This window comes from Acinetobacter sp. IK40 (genome assembly GCF_035615075.1).
Taxonomy (GTDB): Bacteria; Pseudomonadota; Gammaproteobacteria; order Pseudomonadales; family Moraxellaceae; genus Acinetobacter; species Acinetobacter courvalinii.
In genome coordinates, this window is record NZ_JANBOE010000008.1 from 192089 (window position 1) to 207394 (window position 15306).

General features: G+C 36.8%; 13 protein-coding genes. 6 read left to right on the plus strand and 7 right to left on the minus strand.

Annotation, left to right across the window (positions count from 1 at the left end; translation table 11 throughout):
- Positions 1-572 precede the first annotated feature (572 nt).
- From MSG93_RS15055 to MSG93_RS15065, 3 genes are read left to right on the plus strand one after another with little or no spacing between them, the layout of a single operon-like run.
- Positions 573-1757 (plus strand): hypothetical protein, encoded by a 1185-nt coding sequence (locus MSG93_RS15055; RefSeq protein WP_016541168.1) that lies wholly within the window; start codon positions 573-575, stop codon positions 1755-1757.
- Complete coding sequence (locus MSG93_RS15060) at positions 1750-3513, plus strand: ThiF family adenylyltransferase (RefSeq protein WP_016541167.1); 1764 nt, start codon at positions 1750-1752, stop codon at positions 3511-3513. The genes MSG93_RS15055 and MSG93_RS15060 overlap by 8 nt, the downstream gene beginning before the upstream one ends.
- Positions 3510-3995: a Mov34/MPN/PAD-1 family protein gene (locus tag MSG93_RS15065; protein ID WP_016660199.1), complete on the plus strand. Its 486-nt coding sequence runs from the start codon at positions 3510-3512 to the stop codon at positions 3993-3995. Before MSG93_RS15060 ends, MSG93_RS15065 begins: the two co-directional genes overlap by 4 nt.
- Here MSG93_RS15065 and MSG93_RS15070 read toward each other — a convergent pair.
- From MSG93_RS15070 to MSG93_RS15090, 5 genes are all read right to left on the minus strand, one after another.
- Complete coding sequence (locus MSG93_RS15070) at positions 3978-4733, minus strand: hypothetical protein (protein WP_016541166.1); 756 nt, start codon at positions 4731-4733, stop codon at positions 3978-3980. The two genes, MSG93_RS15065 and MSG93_RS15070, sit on opposite strands and share 18 nt — an antisense overlap.
- A 438-nt stretch (positions 4734-5171) precedes the next feature.
- Positions 5172-6068, minus strand: a complete 897-nt coding sequence (locus MSG93_RS15075; protein WP_016541164.1) for a hypothetical protein — start codon at positions 6066-6068, stop codon at positions 5172-5174.
- A gap of 225 nt (positions 6069-6293) precedes the next feature.
- Positions 6294-7406: a YqaJ viral recombinase family protein gene (locus MSG93_RS15080; protein ID WP_016541163.1), complete on the minus strand. Its 1113-nt coding sequence runs from the start codon at positions 7404-7406 to the stop codon at positions 6294-6296.
- 165 nt (positions 7407-7571) lie between these two features.
- On the minus strand, positions 7572-8621 hold the full coding sequence (locus tag MSG93_RS15085; protein WP_016541162.1) for a DUF932 domain-containing protein: 1050 nt from the start codon (positions 8619-8621) through the stop codon (positions 7572-7574).
- Between the two features lie 36 nt (positions 8622-8657).
- Entirely contained in the window at positions 8658-8891 is a 234-nt protein-coding gene (locus MSG93_RS15090) for a hypothetical protein (RefSeq protein WP_016541161.1), read from the minus strand.
- Between the two features lie 681 nt (positions 8892-9572).
- Between MSG93_RS15090 and MSG93_RS15095 the strand changes: the two genes are divergently transcribed.
- The 3 genes from MSG93_RS15095 (at position 9573) to MSG93_RS15105 (ending at position 11539) form a co-directional block, all read left to right on the plus strand.
- Entirely contained in the window at positions 9573-9989 is a 417-nt protein-coding gene (locus tag MSG93_RS15095) for a hypothetical protein (RefSeq protein WP_016541160.1), read from the plus strand.
- 49 nt (positions 9990-10038) lie between these two features.
- Positions 10039-10608 carry a hypothetical protein gene (locus MSG93_RS15100; protein WP_016541159.1) on the plus strand — a complete coding sequence of 190 codons (570 nt, stop codon included), beginning with the start codon at positions 10039-10041 and terminating at the stop codon, positions 10606-10608.
- Positions 10609-10774: 166 nt separating this feature from the next.
- Positions 10775-11539: an NYN domain-containing protein gene (locus MSG93_RS15105; RefSeq protein ID WP_016541158.1), complete on the plus strand. Its 765-nt coding sequence runs from the start codon at positions 10775-10777 to the stop codon at positions 11537-11539.
- A 117-nt stretch (positions 11540-11656) separates the two neighbouring features.
- On the opposite strand, the gene MSG93_RS15110 is transcribed toward MSG93_RS15105, so the two are convergent.
- Together MSG93_RS15110 and MSG93_RS15115 are read right to left on the minus strand one after the other, a co-directional pair.
- Positions 11657-12574 (minus strand): YagK/YfjJ domain-containing protein, encoded by a 918-nt coding sequence (locus MSG93_RS15110; protein ID WP_016541157.1) that lies wholly within the window; start codon positions 12572-12574, stop codon positions 11657-11659.
- Positions 12575-12856: 282 nt separating this feature from the next.
- The gene (locus MSG93_RS15115) at positions 12857-15280 is read right to left on the minus strand and encodes a hypothetical protein (RefSeq protein WP_324622379.1); all 2424 of its coding nucleotides are present in this window, start codon (positions 15278-15280) and stop codon (positions 12857-12859) included.
- Positions 15281-15306: the final 26 nt, after the last annotated feature.

A 15306-nucleotide genomic window follows, 5' to 3' on the forward strand; every position in this document is an offset into this window, starting at 1 on the left:
TCTTCATCAAGATGTTTCCTCTCCCTCACCTCATGATAACGCCCAATGTCAGAGAATACAGTTAATCAGGCATTACATCGCTAAGGCTATACATAAAATAAGCATGCGGACATAATTTCAAAGCATTAGCTTGGACTATTTCAATACCCTATGGCGTAGATTGAGTAGCAACTAGCTCATCACGTCAGAGATATGCACAGAAAATTCTACAATCGTACCAAACACTTAAATAAACGTATTGAAATGATGCAGGCTTGAGCCAACTATCGTGATCAATTAAGATTTTAAGTTAATACAAATTTATATAAAAATTGGTTTAGAGGTTATTAAAATATGGCCATTTATACCCCCTTAATAAGAATTCCTATAAATTAAATCAAAACAAGCCCACCTATATATTTAAAAAAATTAATAACAATGATTAAATTTAATTAATAATATTTAAATTTATATTTTCAATTAAGGCCTTGAAATAAAAATAAAAACCTCCAAATCATTTTTTAAGCAAGAAATAAAATTTATTGAAACTTGTGAAACAAACTAAATATTAATTAAGTAATGTGACTTAACTCATGACAGCTAAAATTGACTTCTTCCCTGTCGATAACGGGGATATGGTATTAGTAACACTTGAAAGTGGGCGGACTATACTCATTGACGTAAACATTCGAAAATCTGCAGATGATGAAAATCAAGAAGACATTGTAGATGTCGCAACTTTATTAAAAGAAAAGCTTCAGAGAGATGCAGAAGGTCGACTATATGTTGATGCATTTTTATTGACTCACCCTGATCAGGATCACTGTAGAGGTGTTGAAAGACATTTCCATTTAGGCAAACCAGATGACTGGAAAAATGATGATAATGAAAAAATTATTATTCGTGAAATGTGGTCATCCCCAATTATTTTCCGTCGAAAGAAAGAGGTTAGTGAGACTGGTTTATGTGAAGATGCAAATGCTTGGTGGAAAGAAGCACGTCGTAGAGTTAATCTTTACAAACAAACCACTAATAAATCTTCAATTAAAGATGGTGATCGTATTCTAGTTTTAGGTGAAGATAAAGATGGTAAAACAAATGATATTTCGGACATTTTAGTTAAAACAGATGATCAAATTAGAAAAATTTGTGGAATTATTGATAACACCTTTACTGCTTGGTTAATTGCCCCTCTTTTAGTTAATGAAGAAGAAGCTAAAGAACTTACTGGAAAAAATAGATCAAGTACTATTATTCGTTTTAGCATAAAAGCAAACGATAATAATGAAGCTGGTTTATTTCTAGTTGGAGGAGACGCAGAAGTACAGAATTGGGAACGAGTTTGGCGTCGTAACTCATTGAAAAAAGAAAGATTAGAGTACAATGTATTACTTTCTCCTCATCATTGTTCATGGCATTCTTTATCGCATGATAGTTGGTCAGAAAAGAAACGTGAAGCAGTGGTAGATGTAGATGCTCGTCAAGCATTAGCACAAGCTAAGAATCAAGCATTTATTATCGCAAGTAGCAAAACGATACAAGATGATGAAAATGATCCTCCATGTATTCGAGCAAAAGAAGAATACGAGGAGATTTTAAATGGAGTTAATGGAAAATTTCTATGTGTAGCTGAGGAATGTAAAGAAGATGTCCTAACAATAGAAATTACTTCAACAGGGCCACAATTAGGTACTAAGAAAAGTGGAGGATTCTTCGGTGCAGAACCAGGTGTAACACCAAGAGAAACAGAAAAAGCTAGTGGTCGTAGATATGCTTAAATCGCTTCAAAGTTCTGGAAGTACGTTTGATTCATCCAAAACGCTGTTGTGGAAATGGTTACAGGCTAATGCTAATGTCGTTAAGACATTAGCAACTAAAGTACTTTCTTCTTACACAGGTAAGATTTTCATTTGTGGGTGGGCAATAAGTTTGCAAACCTCAAATCAAATATTCAATTTCCATATTTTATTAGATGAATACTTTCCTTACTCCCCTATCCGAATAGCATATAAAGATACGGATAATTTCTTAAAATGGCCTCATGTTGAACCTAATGGACTCTTGTGTTTACCTCTTTTAAATACAATTGAAATTGAAGCTAATATTCATCAATGTCTTCTAAACGCAATTGAGTTAATAGAACGATGTCAAAATGATGAAAATTATATAAAAGAAGAATTTAGTAAAGAATTTTTATCTTACTGGGATCATTCGAATAAATCTATCGCGATTAAATCACTATTAAATATTAATAACCGTACCGCTCGTTTAACTTATATATGGACCTCTAAAAAATATCAATTGGTTGGAGAAAATATAGAACAGATAGAATCTTGGTTAAAAAATGAAAATATTTATTTTGATATTTCGGATATTAAAGTTGGAGTTTTTGGTTTCCTGAGCACGCCACCAACGCCACCGTTTCCTAAAAATCCAAGAGCCCTTTTAAAGCTATTACGTAATACTTCAAATGAGATTATTAGAGTTCTTTCAAACATTCCTTTTAATGAAAAAGCATTAATTGTATTAGGTGCTCAGTCACCTAATGGGATAGGCCTTATTGCAACAGAATTAAGTGCACAAAGTCTCAATGGCTTCAGAAGAAAGAAAGTATATAATCAAAGGATCAACTTATTATTACGAAGAAAAAGAGGAATGCTGAAGAATAAGGATGTTCAACGACTTGATGCACAATGGGTACATGGTAGGGATCAAAATGGAAGTTTAGTGTATCTTGAGAATGCAAAAGTATTAATCTTGGGGTGTGGCTCATTAGGATCACAGGTTGCTATGCGTCTTGCCCAGTCTGGTATTGGTAACTTAATTCTTATTGATCCTGAAATCTTAGTTCCTTCAAATATAGGTAGACATGCTTTAGGTATCAATTCAACAAATAAATATAAATCTGACGAATTAAAATTAGAAATAGGAAAAAAATACCCTCATCTCAAAGTAGAAAGCTATCCTAAAACTTGGCAACAAGTATTCAAAGAGCATTCTAATATAATTAATGATAATAATCTTATTATATCTTGTATGGGTGAGTGGAGTGCTGAAGGGCAACTCTCTGATTGGCAAGACAGTTATTCCCTCCCACAACCCATAATTTATGGCTGGTTAGATGAAAATGGGGTGGCTTCACATGCTGTTGCCATACTTGATCAAGAAATTTCATTAAAATGTATATTGGATGAAAATGGTATCCTAAAAAATCCAGAAACAAAATGGGATCAAGGCGGTTATATGCAAACAGAACCAGCATGTGGCACACTTTTTCAACCTTATGGCCCATTGGATGCTAGTCGAGCAGAATTCATAGTTACCCGTCTATCAATTGATTTTTTAACCCACAAAGTTAAGAATTCAGTGCATCGTGTATATGCTGGCCCTACCTCCCAAATTAAAGAACATCATGGAGAATGGAGTCAAGAACACTTAAAGTATAGGCCTAATGGTTTTAATGGAGCTTTCGAGTATGAAAAAACAGCTCTTTTCAACTGTAATATTTGCAATCAATGTAAGAAAAAGAAATGAAATACAATAAAATGACATTTGAATTACCTGAAAATTTAGGTTTTGTCGAGTTCTCACCAGAAGTTTTAGAACATTTAGAAAAATATAAGCAAAAATCCTGCTTTTCTAGAGAAGCAGGAGGCCAACTATTCGGTTCGTATAATGGTCACAATACAACTAAAATAATCGGTATTACAGGCCCTCGTCCGCAAGATTGGCGAACAAGATTCGGGTATGTACCTAATGCTAAAGCCGAGCAAGCAGAAATTAAAGAAAATTATAAGTTAGGTTTACATTTCTTAGGGGACTGGCATACACATCCACAAGATATCCCCTTTCCTTCATCTACAGATGAGAACTCAATGAAAAAGCTAGTCAAAGAAAGTATTCATGATTTCGTTGGTTTTCTCATGATCATAGTTGGAAGAAAAACATTTCCTGAAGGGTTATATGTTTCCTTCCACACTGCAACGCACTCTTATAAATTAAAGTTTATATGTTGAATTTAATAAAGAGTTAGCATACTTGTGAGCTGCTTTTGTAACTTTGAATTCTGTTACAACAGCTATCCATAAAATCAACATGACTAATGTTAATCCTACCGTAAGCCAAATAGCCATTTTTTGCACCTTTAAAAATGCTAAAATAGCTTCTCTACTAAAACTATCTGTAGGATAGAAAAGAAAAAAAAGAATAATAAAAACCAATAGAACTAATATACAGATGCCAATTGCATAAAACTTTAACCCTAAACAATTTCTGATAAAACCATAATTAATATTATCAGTTAATAAAACATTGAAATCATTGCCTCTCGTATTCTCTCTAATCCAAGTTACAGCTTCATCATATTGTAAATCAGCTTCTTGTGGATCATTACTTTCCTCAACAGCAGTTGGAAGAAGAATAGAAGTTTTAGCCGAAATCTTGGCATGTATTTGTTGCTTTCTTTGCTTACTTAAAGTTGAGTCGTTGTGTCTCAAAAATTGGGTGGTAGGTAAAACCTTCCATTTCTTCAATAGTTTTTCTTGAACCTTTAAACCATTTGATCTTGCAAAGTTAGATAAAACAAAAATGGCAGTAAAAACAACTAAACCACCAACTACAACATTTGACACAAAAGCTTGATTTAAATTGAAGTAACATCCAATCAAAGCTATCAGCGGTAAGGTGGCTAAAAAAGCTGGTAGAAACCTCGCCTTTAATGTATAAGCATCAAAAAAACCTAAATAGTCTTTCATAAGTTAATATATTCTAGAAGTAATTTACTAATTTTAGCATGCTGCGCATTGTTTAAAAGCCCTGATAACTTAACTGCTATGATAATTCTTTCAGTTAAAAAAGAGAGCCTTATACTCTCTTTTTATTTTTCAGTAGGTTTAGGCTCAATTCAACCATTTAACTTTCGAGCCAGTCAGGCCATTTGATTTACAGAAAGTTTGATAGATTTAGGAAAACTTTCATCATACCTCTTAGACATTGAGTCCATCATTAGGTAAATTATTGGTCAGCTTAGACCAGTAATTTCTCATACTTATATAATCTTGAATAATTGATTCATCTGGAAATCTTGATCTTTTTGGCACATTCATGATTCATTCTCCTAATCATTGATGCGAGCAGTAATTTAATCAAATAGTAGAGCTCGCTATAATAAAAAATGTACTGCTCTCACCTCATCAATTCAAAGCCTGTACCGACTGCTGCAACCCTTTCTGGATATCCTGCACATGAGTTAAATCATTAGATTGCTGACGCTGCTCTGTATTCGCTTCATCCGTATAAAACTCCTCAACAATATCTAGTCCCTCTTCACCATCCACCTCAAAGCTAGCATTTCCATAGCCCTGTCGTGCAATATAATCTAATGCCTCCTGATAAAACCCTACTGCCTTGCTTTGTTCCTCAATCTGTTTCGCTGAGACAATTGCTTCTTGCAAATTAACGCCATCCCGAAGTGTCAGGTCCACGTAGTAAATGGGGGTACGGTAACTTTGGGTAGTACTTTTTCCTCTCAAAGTGAGTTGCAGTGGCAGGCATGAAAGTAGATCACCTGATGCGGCATGGTAGTAACGCAACCTTGCTGCCAAAGTACGAATACTATTAAAACCTGTGGTTCTAAAAATGAATGTACCCAACTCATCCGACTCATCTAAGTTGACGTACAGTCTGCCATAAGGCTTGCACTGCCCACCTTGGGCCAAAGGACATAAATCAGGTGATGGACATGGATGCTGCTCAACTCCATTTGGTCCATGTCGCTGACAAGTATCTCCATTACCGGTACAAATTGGCCGACCAGTTTGTCTATCAAACAAGGTGTACTCGGCTCGCAAGTTGAGTTCAGGATCATTAAAAATCATCCTGACAGGAATGGTTCTGAGTTTCTGGTTTTGTGCCCTAGCACGTAATTGTTCATCCAATGGGTGTTTCACCCATCCATCCTTATTCTGGATCTGGCTGGTAATGGTAAATTGATCATCTTTTTCAGGTATACGTTTGCCATTCTTCTCGACGATCTTGCCGATACTGATACGTCCTAATACGGGTGGCGTGATTGCTAAACCTTTAATCATGTTGCTTTCCTCTACGGTAATTTTTTACGGTTGCCCCTTTGATATGTGTAAGAAGCAAACATTTTTTAAATGCATAAATTCAGCGCAGAACAGTCCATTTAGTCATCAGTAAGTACTTCACGGTACTTGCTGGTGACGGGGGCTGTTTTGCGCTTTTTTGATGAAATGGGATTTGGGGAAGTGATGTGGAAGTTCAGAAGATTTGCTTAGGCTAATTCGGTTGGATTAATCAGCATCTGTATAAATCTGGAATCTACGTGTGCCCTGTTTGTTTTGTGGGAACTGTTGTAAAAACTCTGGATGCTGCTGCAATAAGGCTTTACTGTCTAAGCTGATCGAATCTTTCGACTTCTTCCAAGTGACTGAACCGGCCTTAAATATGGCCCGTTCTGAATCCTGCATCTTGATTTGGATTTGATGCTTCAACTGATCAAAACTTCTTTGGTGTTGCTCCAGCAAATGACGTTGTTGCAGTAATTGCTCAAAGCATTGATTGGCTGTGACATCCTCAGATAGATCCGTCGTACTGAGTGGTATATGGGCTGGATATAAAAGCTGTAAGGCTTTGGCTGCTGAATCAGATGCATCGACATCAGGTGGTACATCTTTTTCCACACATTCCCAGAAGTAACGCTCTGCATCCACAATGTATTTGATCACCGTTTCACTGCGGGTTACCTTAAAGATCCGGGTTTCATGTCCACAGATCAAGGCACAGATATGCGCTGCTTGTTTGCCTGTGACTGCCAGTTGATGTTGTACCTGGCATAAAACATACAGCGGTACACCGTCCCGCCATAGTTTTGAACCATACTCACCTACTGTTTTACACTCCAATATCTGGACTTCTTCATTACCCACCACGGCATAGTCCAAGTTAGCCAGCATAAAGTGTTTGTCTTCGTCAGAATGCTGTAGCACGGCATTAACCCGACGGACTTTATGGTTGGTATGCATACTGTAGTATTGGGCCACTAGAGGTTCCAGCTGCTTACCCCAATATAAAGGTGCATGGCCAGCACTTTCATCTTCAATATTTTGCTGCATACGACCGGTCTTGATCATCCATAATTCCAGCATCGACATATAGGGATTGAGGCCACATGCGGTTGCTGCATCACTGCTGCCAATGCCCTGTTTTCTGACTTCTATCCATTGTTGGTAGTTCAGCTTTTTAGTGTTGGCAAGACGTTTTGCTGAAGGTAGATGATTGGTTTTCTTTGGCGTTTTCTTGGTTCGGGTGCCCACCTCAACCTTATGTTCAGTTTCAATCTTGATGGGATAAGGTTGTAACGGTGGATGATTTAGAGTGTTCTGAATTTGGGTATGACTATTCATAGAGAATATTCCTGTATCGGTAAAATTGTAAATGCTGAATTTCGGGCATAAAAAAAGCCACATCTGAGGAAGTGGCCAAAAGGGTATTGCTTTGCTTGCTACGGTTGTTACCGTAGTTTTAGATTAGGACGTTAAGCTTAATTAAAACTGAATAGATGCCTTGATTTAAGCCACCATTCTCAATGCCTGTTCAAGTCCTCGTTGTTTAATGGCTGCTCCCATACCGAACCATGCAGAGTCCAGACGATGATCTCTACTCATGGCACGACGTTCATGATCACAGAACTCGGTGATTGAGCATAATAATCCATACGCCGTATCTTTGGCTGAACTCAGCTCTGCCCCACGTCCATGCCCGTTAAACATGGTCATCACCTTAGACATGGCACGTCCATTCGGTTCTGTCTTATTGTCTGATCGAGATGAGTTGGTTGGACTCGGCATAGCAACATTTCGATAGAACTGAATGATACTTTCATCCTGCTCAGCCATGCTTAAATTAGTATTGTTAAACACTGCATCAAAATAAGCGGCAGCTTCTTGCTGCGTCACTTTACGCTGACTCAATTGTTTCATTTCATACATGTGTTCATCCCATGCACGAACTGAGATACCAAGTTGCTGTTTGACTTTCTCTGCATTGAATCGGGTGCTGTGCGGAACCTTTACCACACCCGTATTCCCTTGCTGTCCACGTAAAGCGATCGCCAAAGTGTTGTTACAAACCACTCGAATGGATGTGAACTGAGCTGTGGTTGCCAATGTGCCGTCACAGGCTGTTGCCAAGAGAATATAGCCATTACTCACATCCTTTCCTTTTAAGGCAGTTGTTTGTCCAGTCTTTGCCAATGCCCAGAATTTCTTGCCGCCTTTGAGTACACCTGCGGTTTCCAGTTCAAAACCTGATTGTTCAGTTAAGTCTCGATAGAACTCCAGAATTTCCATTGGCTGGACTTCCTGAAAGCGCTGGCTGACTACGGATAACGGTGCATGGGTATCGGAACGGTATAAAACTCGCTGTTCTTCAAAGGGCATGATGATACTTTGCCCACGTTGGTTTTGAGCTATGTAACTGACATCTGACGATTCAATCCGCCAGTCCATCCCTGCCTGCTGTGCCCAAACCTCTAAAGGTTGGTTTGGTGTCAGTTGATTGCCTAAGCCATGCCAAGGGGTTTGTCCAGTGAATGCCATTGTTTCAACTAAATGTGCCATAAGATATGTCCTTTAATTCTGTTGTTAATTGCATACTCAGTATTTAGGTGTGCTGATATTGGATCGGGTTTGATCTGCCAGCACTAAAATCACACCACCTAAGGCTGCGCCTGCCACACCACCCAACATCGGTGAAAAACCTATCGACTTGGCAAGGTTCATGCCTAATATCGCCAAAGTTGTGGGTGCACTGGCTAGGCTGAGTTGCGGTGGTTGTGGTTCGCGAAAGCGAGGACTATACGGTTCTTCTTCTGTTTCCAAATACGACATGGACGTTCTCCAATGTTAGAAATGACTGTTTAAAACGCTGTTGCAGATCTCATTACGATGCTGCTTGGCATTTCTTCATTTCAGTAATATGTATTTGAAATAATTTAGAATCGTATGCCTGTTCATTTTTTACTGGGTTATACAGAACATCAGGACAAATCGAATTGACCTATGAAATCGTTATGATTATGATGGGCCTGCTGACCCACATGGTCAGTCGGTTTTGACAGACCGTTTACCCAAAGCACACTAAAAAGTCTAACTTTTTGGTGGGCGACCCTGCGTCTCCCCCTCTGCGGCGGAACGGGAGGGGGACACCTTCGGGTGTGCTGATCTTTTTGGGTATCAGTCTGTCAACCCCTTTTCGTTTCGCCACCATTATTTGACAGTGATGTGGTGAAACTTCTTTATACCCAAAGGAGTCAATCATGACTGTTTTTTATATTTCTAAATATTCTTCGCCTTTCCCTTTCTGTCATGGCTCATCGCCACATAAGACAGATCATTTAACAGACTAAAGCGATCTGCATCACAGCATTTTTAACGCTGATCAGGCATTTACTTTTCTAATTCCTCAATGAAACTTTAGTCATTGAAGTACTTCTATGTCTGAAATGTAGCAATGCTGTCTGTCTGCACGTTCTAAAAATCAATAAACAACAATAATCAGGATTTAATTTAATGAACAACCGAATCAAAGCATTTTTACAATACAGTGCTGTCACAGCATGCTTATCCATCGCCTCAGTTTGTCATGCTGATATGAATAAAGTCATGTCACTCATTAATGAGCCTTCCTCTGCTCCAACAATTAAACGCTGCGAAGGCAATGTAAATTGCAATGCTTTTGTGGCAATTAGCAGAGAATGGCAAATTATTCCTAAAGATGATCGATTACGTTATTACATCTATAGCGGTGATCTGAATGCCCTTATTCGAGAAGGTAAGGATTTAAAGGAACAGAGGTTAATTGATATTGATGACTTTGCTTATCAGGTCTTTGATTATCATGCCGAGAATATTAATGACAGATGGTTGTACATCAAAGGTATAGCTGTTCTGAAGTACGTCCAACGTACCCAGTTTAGTTCTCAGTAAACAAGCAATCTTTGTGTCATCCATTCTCGAATTAAAAGGAAATTCTGTCATGAAACAGATCTTCATTACGGCTGTCATTCTAGTGACTCTAACAGCCTGTCATAAAACACCAGAACCTTCCTCGCCAGATATTACAAGCGAATCAACTAATACTCCTATCCAAGATGATTCCAAGCAGCAATTGAAAGAGCAGGAAGCCGAAGCTGCTGCAATTGCCCATGATCGTTATGATCCAGACAGTATTTATACAGGAGCTGATAATACTGATATTCCCCCACCTCAACTTAAGCGCGAACTGCTACCAAGTGAAGCTGTAGAAGTTAAGTTCCGCCCTATTGGTTCTCCTCCAAACTTTATCGTAGTCACACAAACCATTTATGACACCACTCGTTTGAAAGTGGTCTCTGAGGTAAACGATGTCATTGATAAGGTTGAAATGGACAATCCAAACTGTAAAGTCGTTGGTCTAGAACCATTTACAGCTAAATTTCCAAATGTGTCTTATTACGGAGATGTATTTAAACTTGTTTTAAAGGGGTGTACTGCTGAAGAAATCAAAGAAGTTTATTTGTATACCACACATGGCAAACTTACTTATCAAGCCCTTGCCGAAGAATGATTTTATGATAATAGGCGCACGCCAATAAAACTCTAATCCAGACTATGTTAATTTTATAAAATTAACATAGTACAAAAATATATTTGAAACAATAGAAACAACAAGTTGTTGTATTTATTATTATTTCATTATAGATTTGATTAATTTCTTGATAGAAAATCAATCAATGTCTGAAACAAATAATTTAAAACTTGCAGTCTTGATCGATGCTGACAATGCTCAAGCTTCTGTTTGTGAAAACTTACTAAAAGAAATCGCTCGTTTTGGCACAGCCCACATCAAAAGAATCTATGGTGATTGGACTAAACCAAACTTAAAATCATGGAAAGAAGAATTACATAAACATGCAATTCAACCAGTCCAACAATTCAGCTATACATCAGGGAAAAATGCAACCGACTCTGCTCTAATCATTGATGCAATGGACCTACTGCATCAAAGTCATTTAGATGGGTTCTGCTTGATCTCTTCAGATAGTGACTTTACAAGATTAGCAACAAGAATTCGAGAAAATGGATTAGTTGTATATGGGTTTGGAGAAAAAAAGACTCCGAATGCCTTCATAGTTGCATGTGATCAATTTATTTTTGTTGAAAATCTTACACCTAAAGTTGAAGAAGTAGCATCAACTGAAACAGAGGATCAGAAACAGCCCAAAGTACCTAAAAAAGTTACCTTATCTAAAGATAAAAAGTTAAAAGATGCACTAAAAGTTGCCATTAATGCTTCATCGAAAGATTCAGACTGGGCTGCTCTATCTGGAGTAGGCGGATATATGATTAAAAGTGATCCTTCCTTTGACCCTCGTAGTTACGGCTATGAGAAACTAAGTGCATTAGTAGAAAATTTAAATTATCTGGAAATAGATAAACGTAAACCGAATGACTCATCTCAAATTTATCATATGTATATTCGGCTTAAAGCTTCCTAACTCCCAAAGATAGCTGTATTGATTAGATTAATTATTATTACATAGGATGCGTATTGCAGTAATACATTACACATCCTACTTTCTTACCATCTTTCCTGTTGAACGCTTTTACTCAGCTTAAATAGTCCCTCTACGCTTATTAAGCTCGTACTGCCCTTTGCCAAAGCTACGCATCCTTGGAGTTCTAGCTCGAAGATGTTGGTTATCTTTTTCTGGATTTACCAAATACATAGCTGCATTGATGGCGTTCTGAATTTGCTCAGGCTTATTCCTATGGATCATACCAATTCCCAATTTACCCTTTTTTTGAAATTGCTCCTTGTACTCAGGGGAGTTAGAGATAAAGTAATAACCTTTGTTCGCTGTTATCTCACTCCAGCACTGTCCAACCTGTATTGCCATACCAAAATCTTTTTGGTGTTTATGTCCATCATAGATCAGTAAGACATGACAGTGATAACCCTTAGTTGCGCCTTGTTCTAAAGCCCATGCATAACCTTGTAGACCTTTAAAACAAGTATCTTGGTTTTGCACTCTATTTATAAAAGTGCGTAGATAGGCATTAAATTGCTCAATATCTACAGTATGCTGATGTTTAAGCTCAACACTCAAATCTATACGAATAAATAATAGTTTGGAGTAATGTTGAGTTAGTTGTTGTAGATACTCGCGAAGACTACGCTGATTACGTTGCTCTTGGGCTTTTAACCCTATCATCTCAAGTGCAAAATTTAACTTCCCGTAATGTAGCAACTCTAATAAACGAGACATTTGCATAGGATTAAGATGCTTTACAGCAGAGATATCTTCACCATTCAACATTTTATCAATAGCTTTCGTCAAAGAATGAAAAGTCTCAATACTTTGGGCATATCGTAAGTGGGATTGATAGATTGCCTTAAATTGAGTAGTGAGTTGTATTAAACCATCTTTAAAACCTTGCTCAGTGTATCTCTTATACGACATAGAGGTAATGAAGTTATCTATATCCATTAATACTTTAGATTCATTAAGAGTAGGAGTAGATGTATTCATTGATGCTTCCTAGTTTGTTTTGAACTACATACAACTAGGAAGTTATTGAAGTTTTACAGAATGTACTTATGATATGTAATGAATTGATTATGAATAAAGCAATATTACTTAAGATATTAAAGAGATATATTCATTATATTAATAACCCAGTAAATTCCATAAAGTAAAAGACCGTAGTACACGAGCACTTAAACTATATGCATTCCCACATATCACAGAAGTCTATAATAAATCTTACAAGCTTAAGTTACGTTATGGTTCATCTGCATTCTTATGGCTCACTTAAGATGAGCTGGAAATTTTTTCCAGTTTTTTGTTGGATGTAGCCCTCTTTTTCTTCGTCGCAGCGATACTACTTTTTATCAAAAGTTTTGAGTCTGTTTCTGCTTGTCTATGTTCTTCAGCTGCCATAGTATTTTCTATAAAAACACTATGGCTTAAGAAAGTTGGAATAACTTTTTTTAAGAAATCTATCTTCCTTTCTTTATTGGTTGACTCAATAAGCAAGTGCTCCAAAAAATACTCCTTATTGGCCTGCATCATTGGTTTGCCTTCTACTTTACAAATTTTAAACTTAGGATTTTCATCCCAATTTAGCTTTGACTGAGCTTTATCCTTTACAAAGTTACACCACTTTTTATTTAACAATCGAGGTATCGAATTTTTATCAGCAAATGCTCGATGATCCAGCACAAAAAAGACATCAGCATAAAAATGTCCTTCATTATTTTTACTCCATAATCCAAAGTAGCCTGTCTTCCATGATAGGGGCTCTGCCCGTTGTGCTTGATGTAAAAAAGCAGTCCACAAAACAGCTAACTCAGCTTGAGGAATATGTCCAACTTCTGGAATCAATTCAACAGTCATTCTATAAATTAAACAATCTTGTTTCATCAATTCTTTGAACAAGACATTCGCTGCATTTATTCGCTTTTTATATTTCCAGTACGCATCCGTTCTCATTTCTTTAATTGTCTTTCTGTCATAACAGACATAATCTTGTGTAAAAGTATTACGCAAGGCAGATACATAAGATTGTGTGTAAACAACTATCTCTTTAGGATTATGCCCATTTACGATTTGCGTGAAAATTTGCTTACTTATTTGAAAAGCCTCAGATTCGTACAGCTTTGAATAATGTATTGTTTTAATAAAGTATTCATTTTCTACCTGAATTTTTCCTAGTAAAAGAAATCTCTGACCAAGACGAGTTATTGCCCGACGTAAAAGCTGCACTGTCAGTTGATCTTGATCTAAAGAATCATTTAGATCAAATGCCTTAAATTGGGCAGTTATCAATGTTTCAATAAAAATCTCAATATGCATCATAGATTGAAGCTTTTGCTCATCAGATTCAATCTCTCGATAGTAGTGCATTACTGCTTCTATATAGCCTTTACTTACGTTAGATAAGCTCTTAGTGTTCCAAACATTTTTTTCATCTTTCTCTGAGAAAAAGGGCTGAACTATTTTCTGCAAAGCTTTATTCGCTTTTTCTAAATCCTTTAAGGCATTCTCCACGGTAATGTCATGCTTGCGACTCTGATTCTCACTCTGCGCCACAACCGCATTGATGTAGAAGTCTAAATTTGCGTTAATAGCCAAATGATTTTTTAATTGCCTTGGCAAATAGGGCTCAATATGTAAATCAAGCGTATAGAAAAAGCTTAAGATCCAGTATTTGAATGCTGCAACATTCTTGGGTTGTGAGGCCCCGATAAGACCTACAGCAGTTTTAGAATAATTTTTTTTGATTACTGTATTCCAATTTCGAATATCAATATGATTTAAATTTCCTATAACCTGTTGGAGATACCGCCTTAACATCTCTATTGTATTTTTTTCTGAAAAACCTTTAGTAGGTTCAAACATTAAAACACAATGTAAATTCAGCCCTTCTTTGAAATGGGTCTCGATCTTAATGATCCCATGGAGGGGAGCAAGCTGGGCCAGAATCATACGAATCTGTTCAATCTGATGTATTTTCAACTCCCCTGATACCGAAGTCGGCTCTGATAATGACTTGAAGAAGCTCTCAAAGTAAATATCTAACACCAACACATAAACAGACTTATGTTTTCGTAATAAGTCATCAAAAACTCTCGTCTGCTGATTGAAATTATTAAATACATTTTCCTCTTGTGCTAACTGCCTATGGATACCTCGATCAATTCGATTCTGAATTTGAGAAATCACCCACAATAAATCTTCAAGAAATTTATTCTGTTCTAGCATAATTCCAAAAGTCGTAGTGTCGACACCCCTAGGTTTATCTACAACAAATGCTCTCTTTAAATATACCAATTCAATCTTTTTTTGCATCTGGGCGGAAGAATTAAGAGAATTGTCTTTTCGAATTTCGCTCTCTAGTATTTGATCAAAAAGTCTATATGCCCCATACACACTTTGAAAAAATAAATGATTGAACATTTCGGGGTGTGGGAATAAATATGCTTTCAAACGTAGATCATTAAATTGCTTTTTAATCTCTGGGTATACACATTTTAAAACTAATGAATCTTTCTCCCACACACTATCTTTAATCTCAAAAGCAAAGTTCTCTAACAGCTTTAAAGCATCTATGGTTTCTTTGAAAATTATACCTTCCCGCAAAGTCGAGGTAGTACGTTTTGAATAGCATGAGAAGATTCGATGTTTCATCAACTTAAAAAAATCATCATTAGAAATTTTTTCTTGAAAATCCATATAAATCCTATTCAAATGCTTTCATA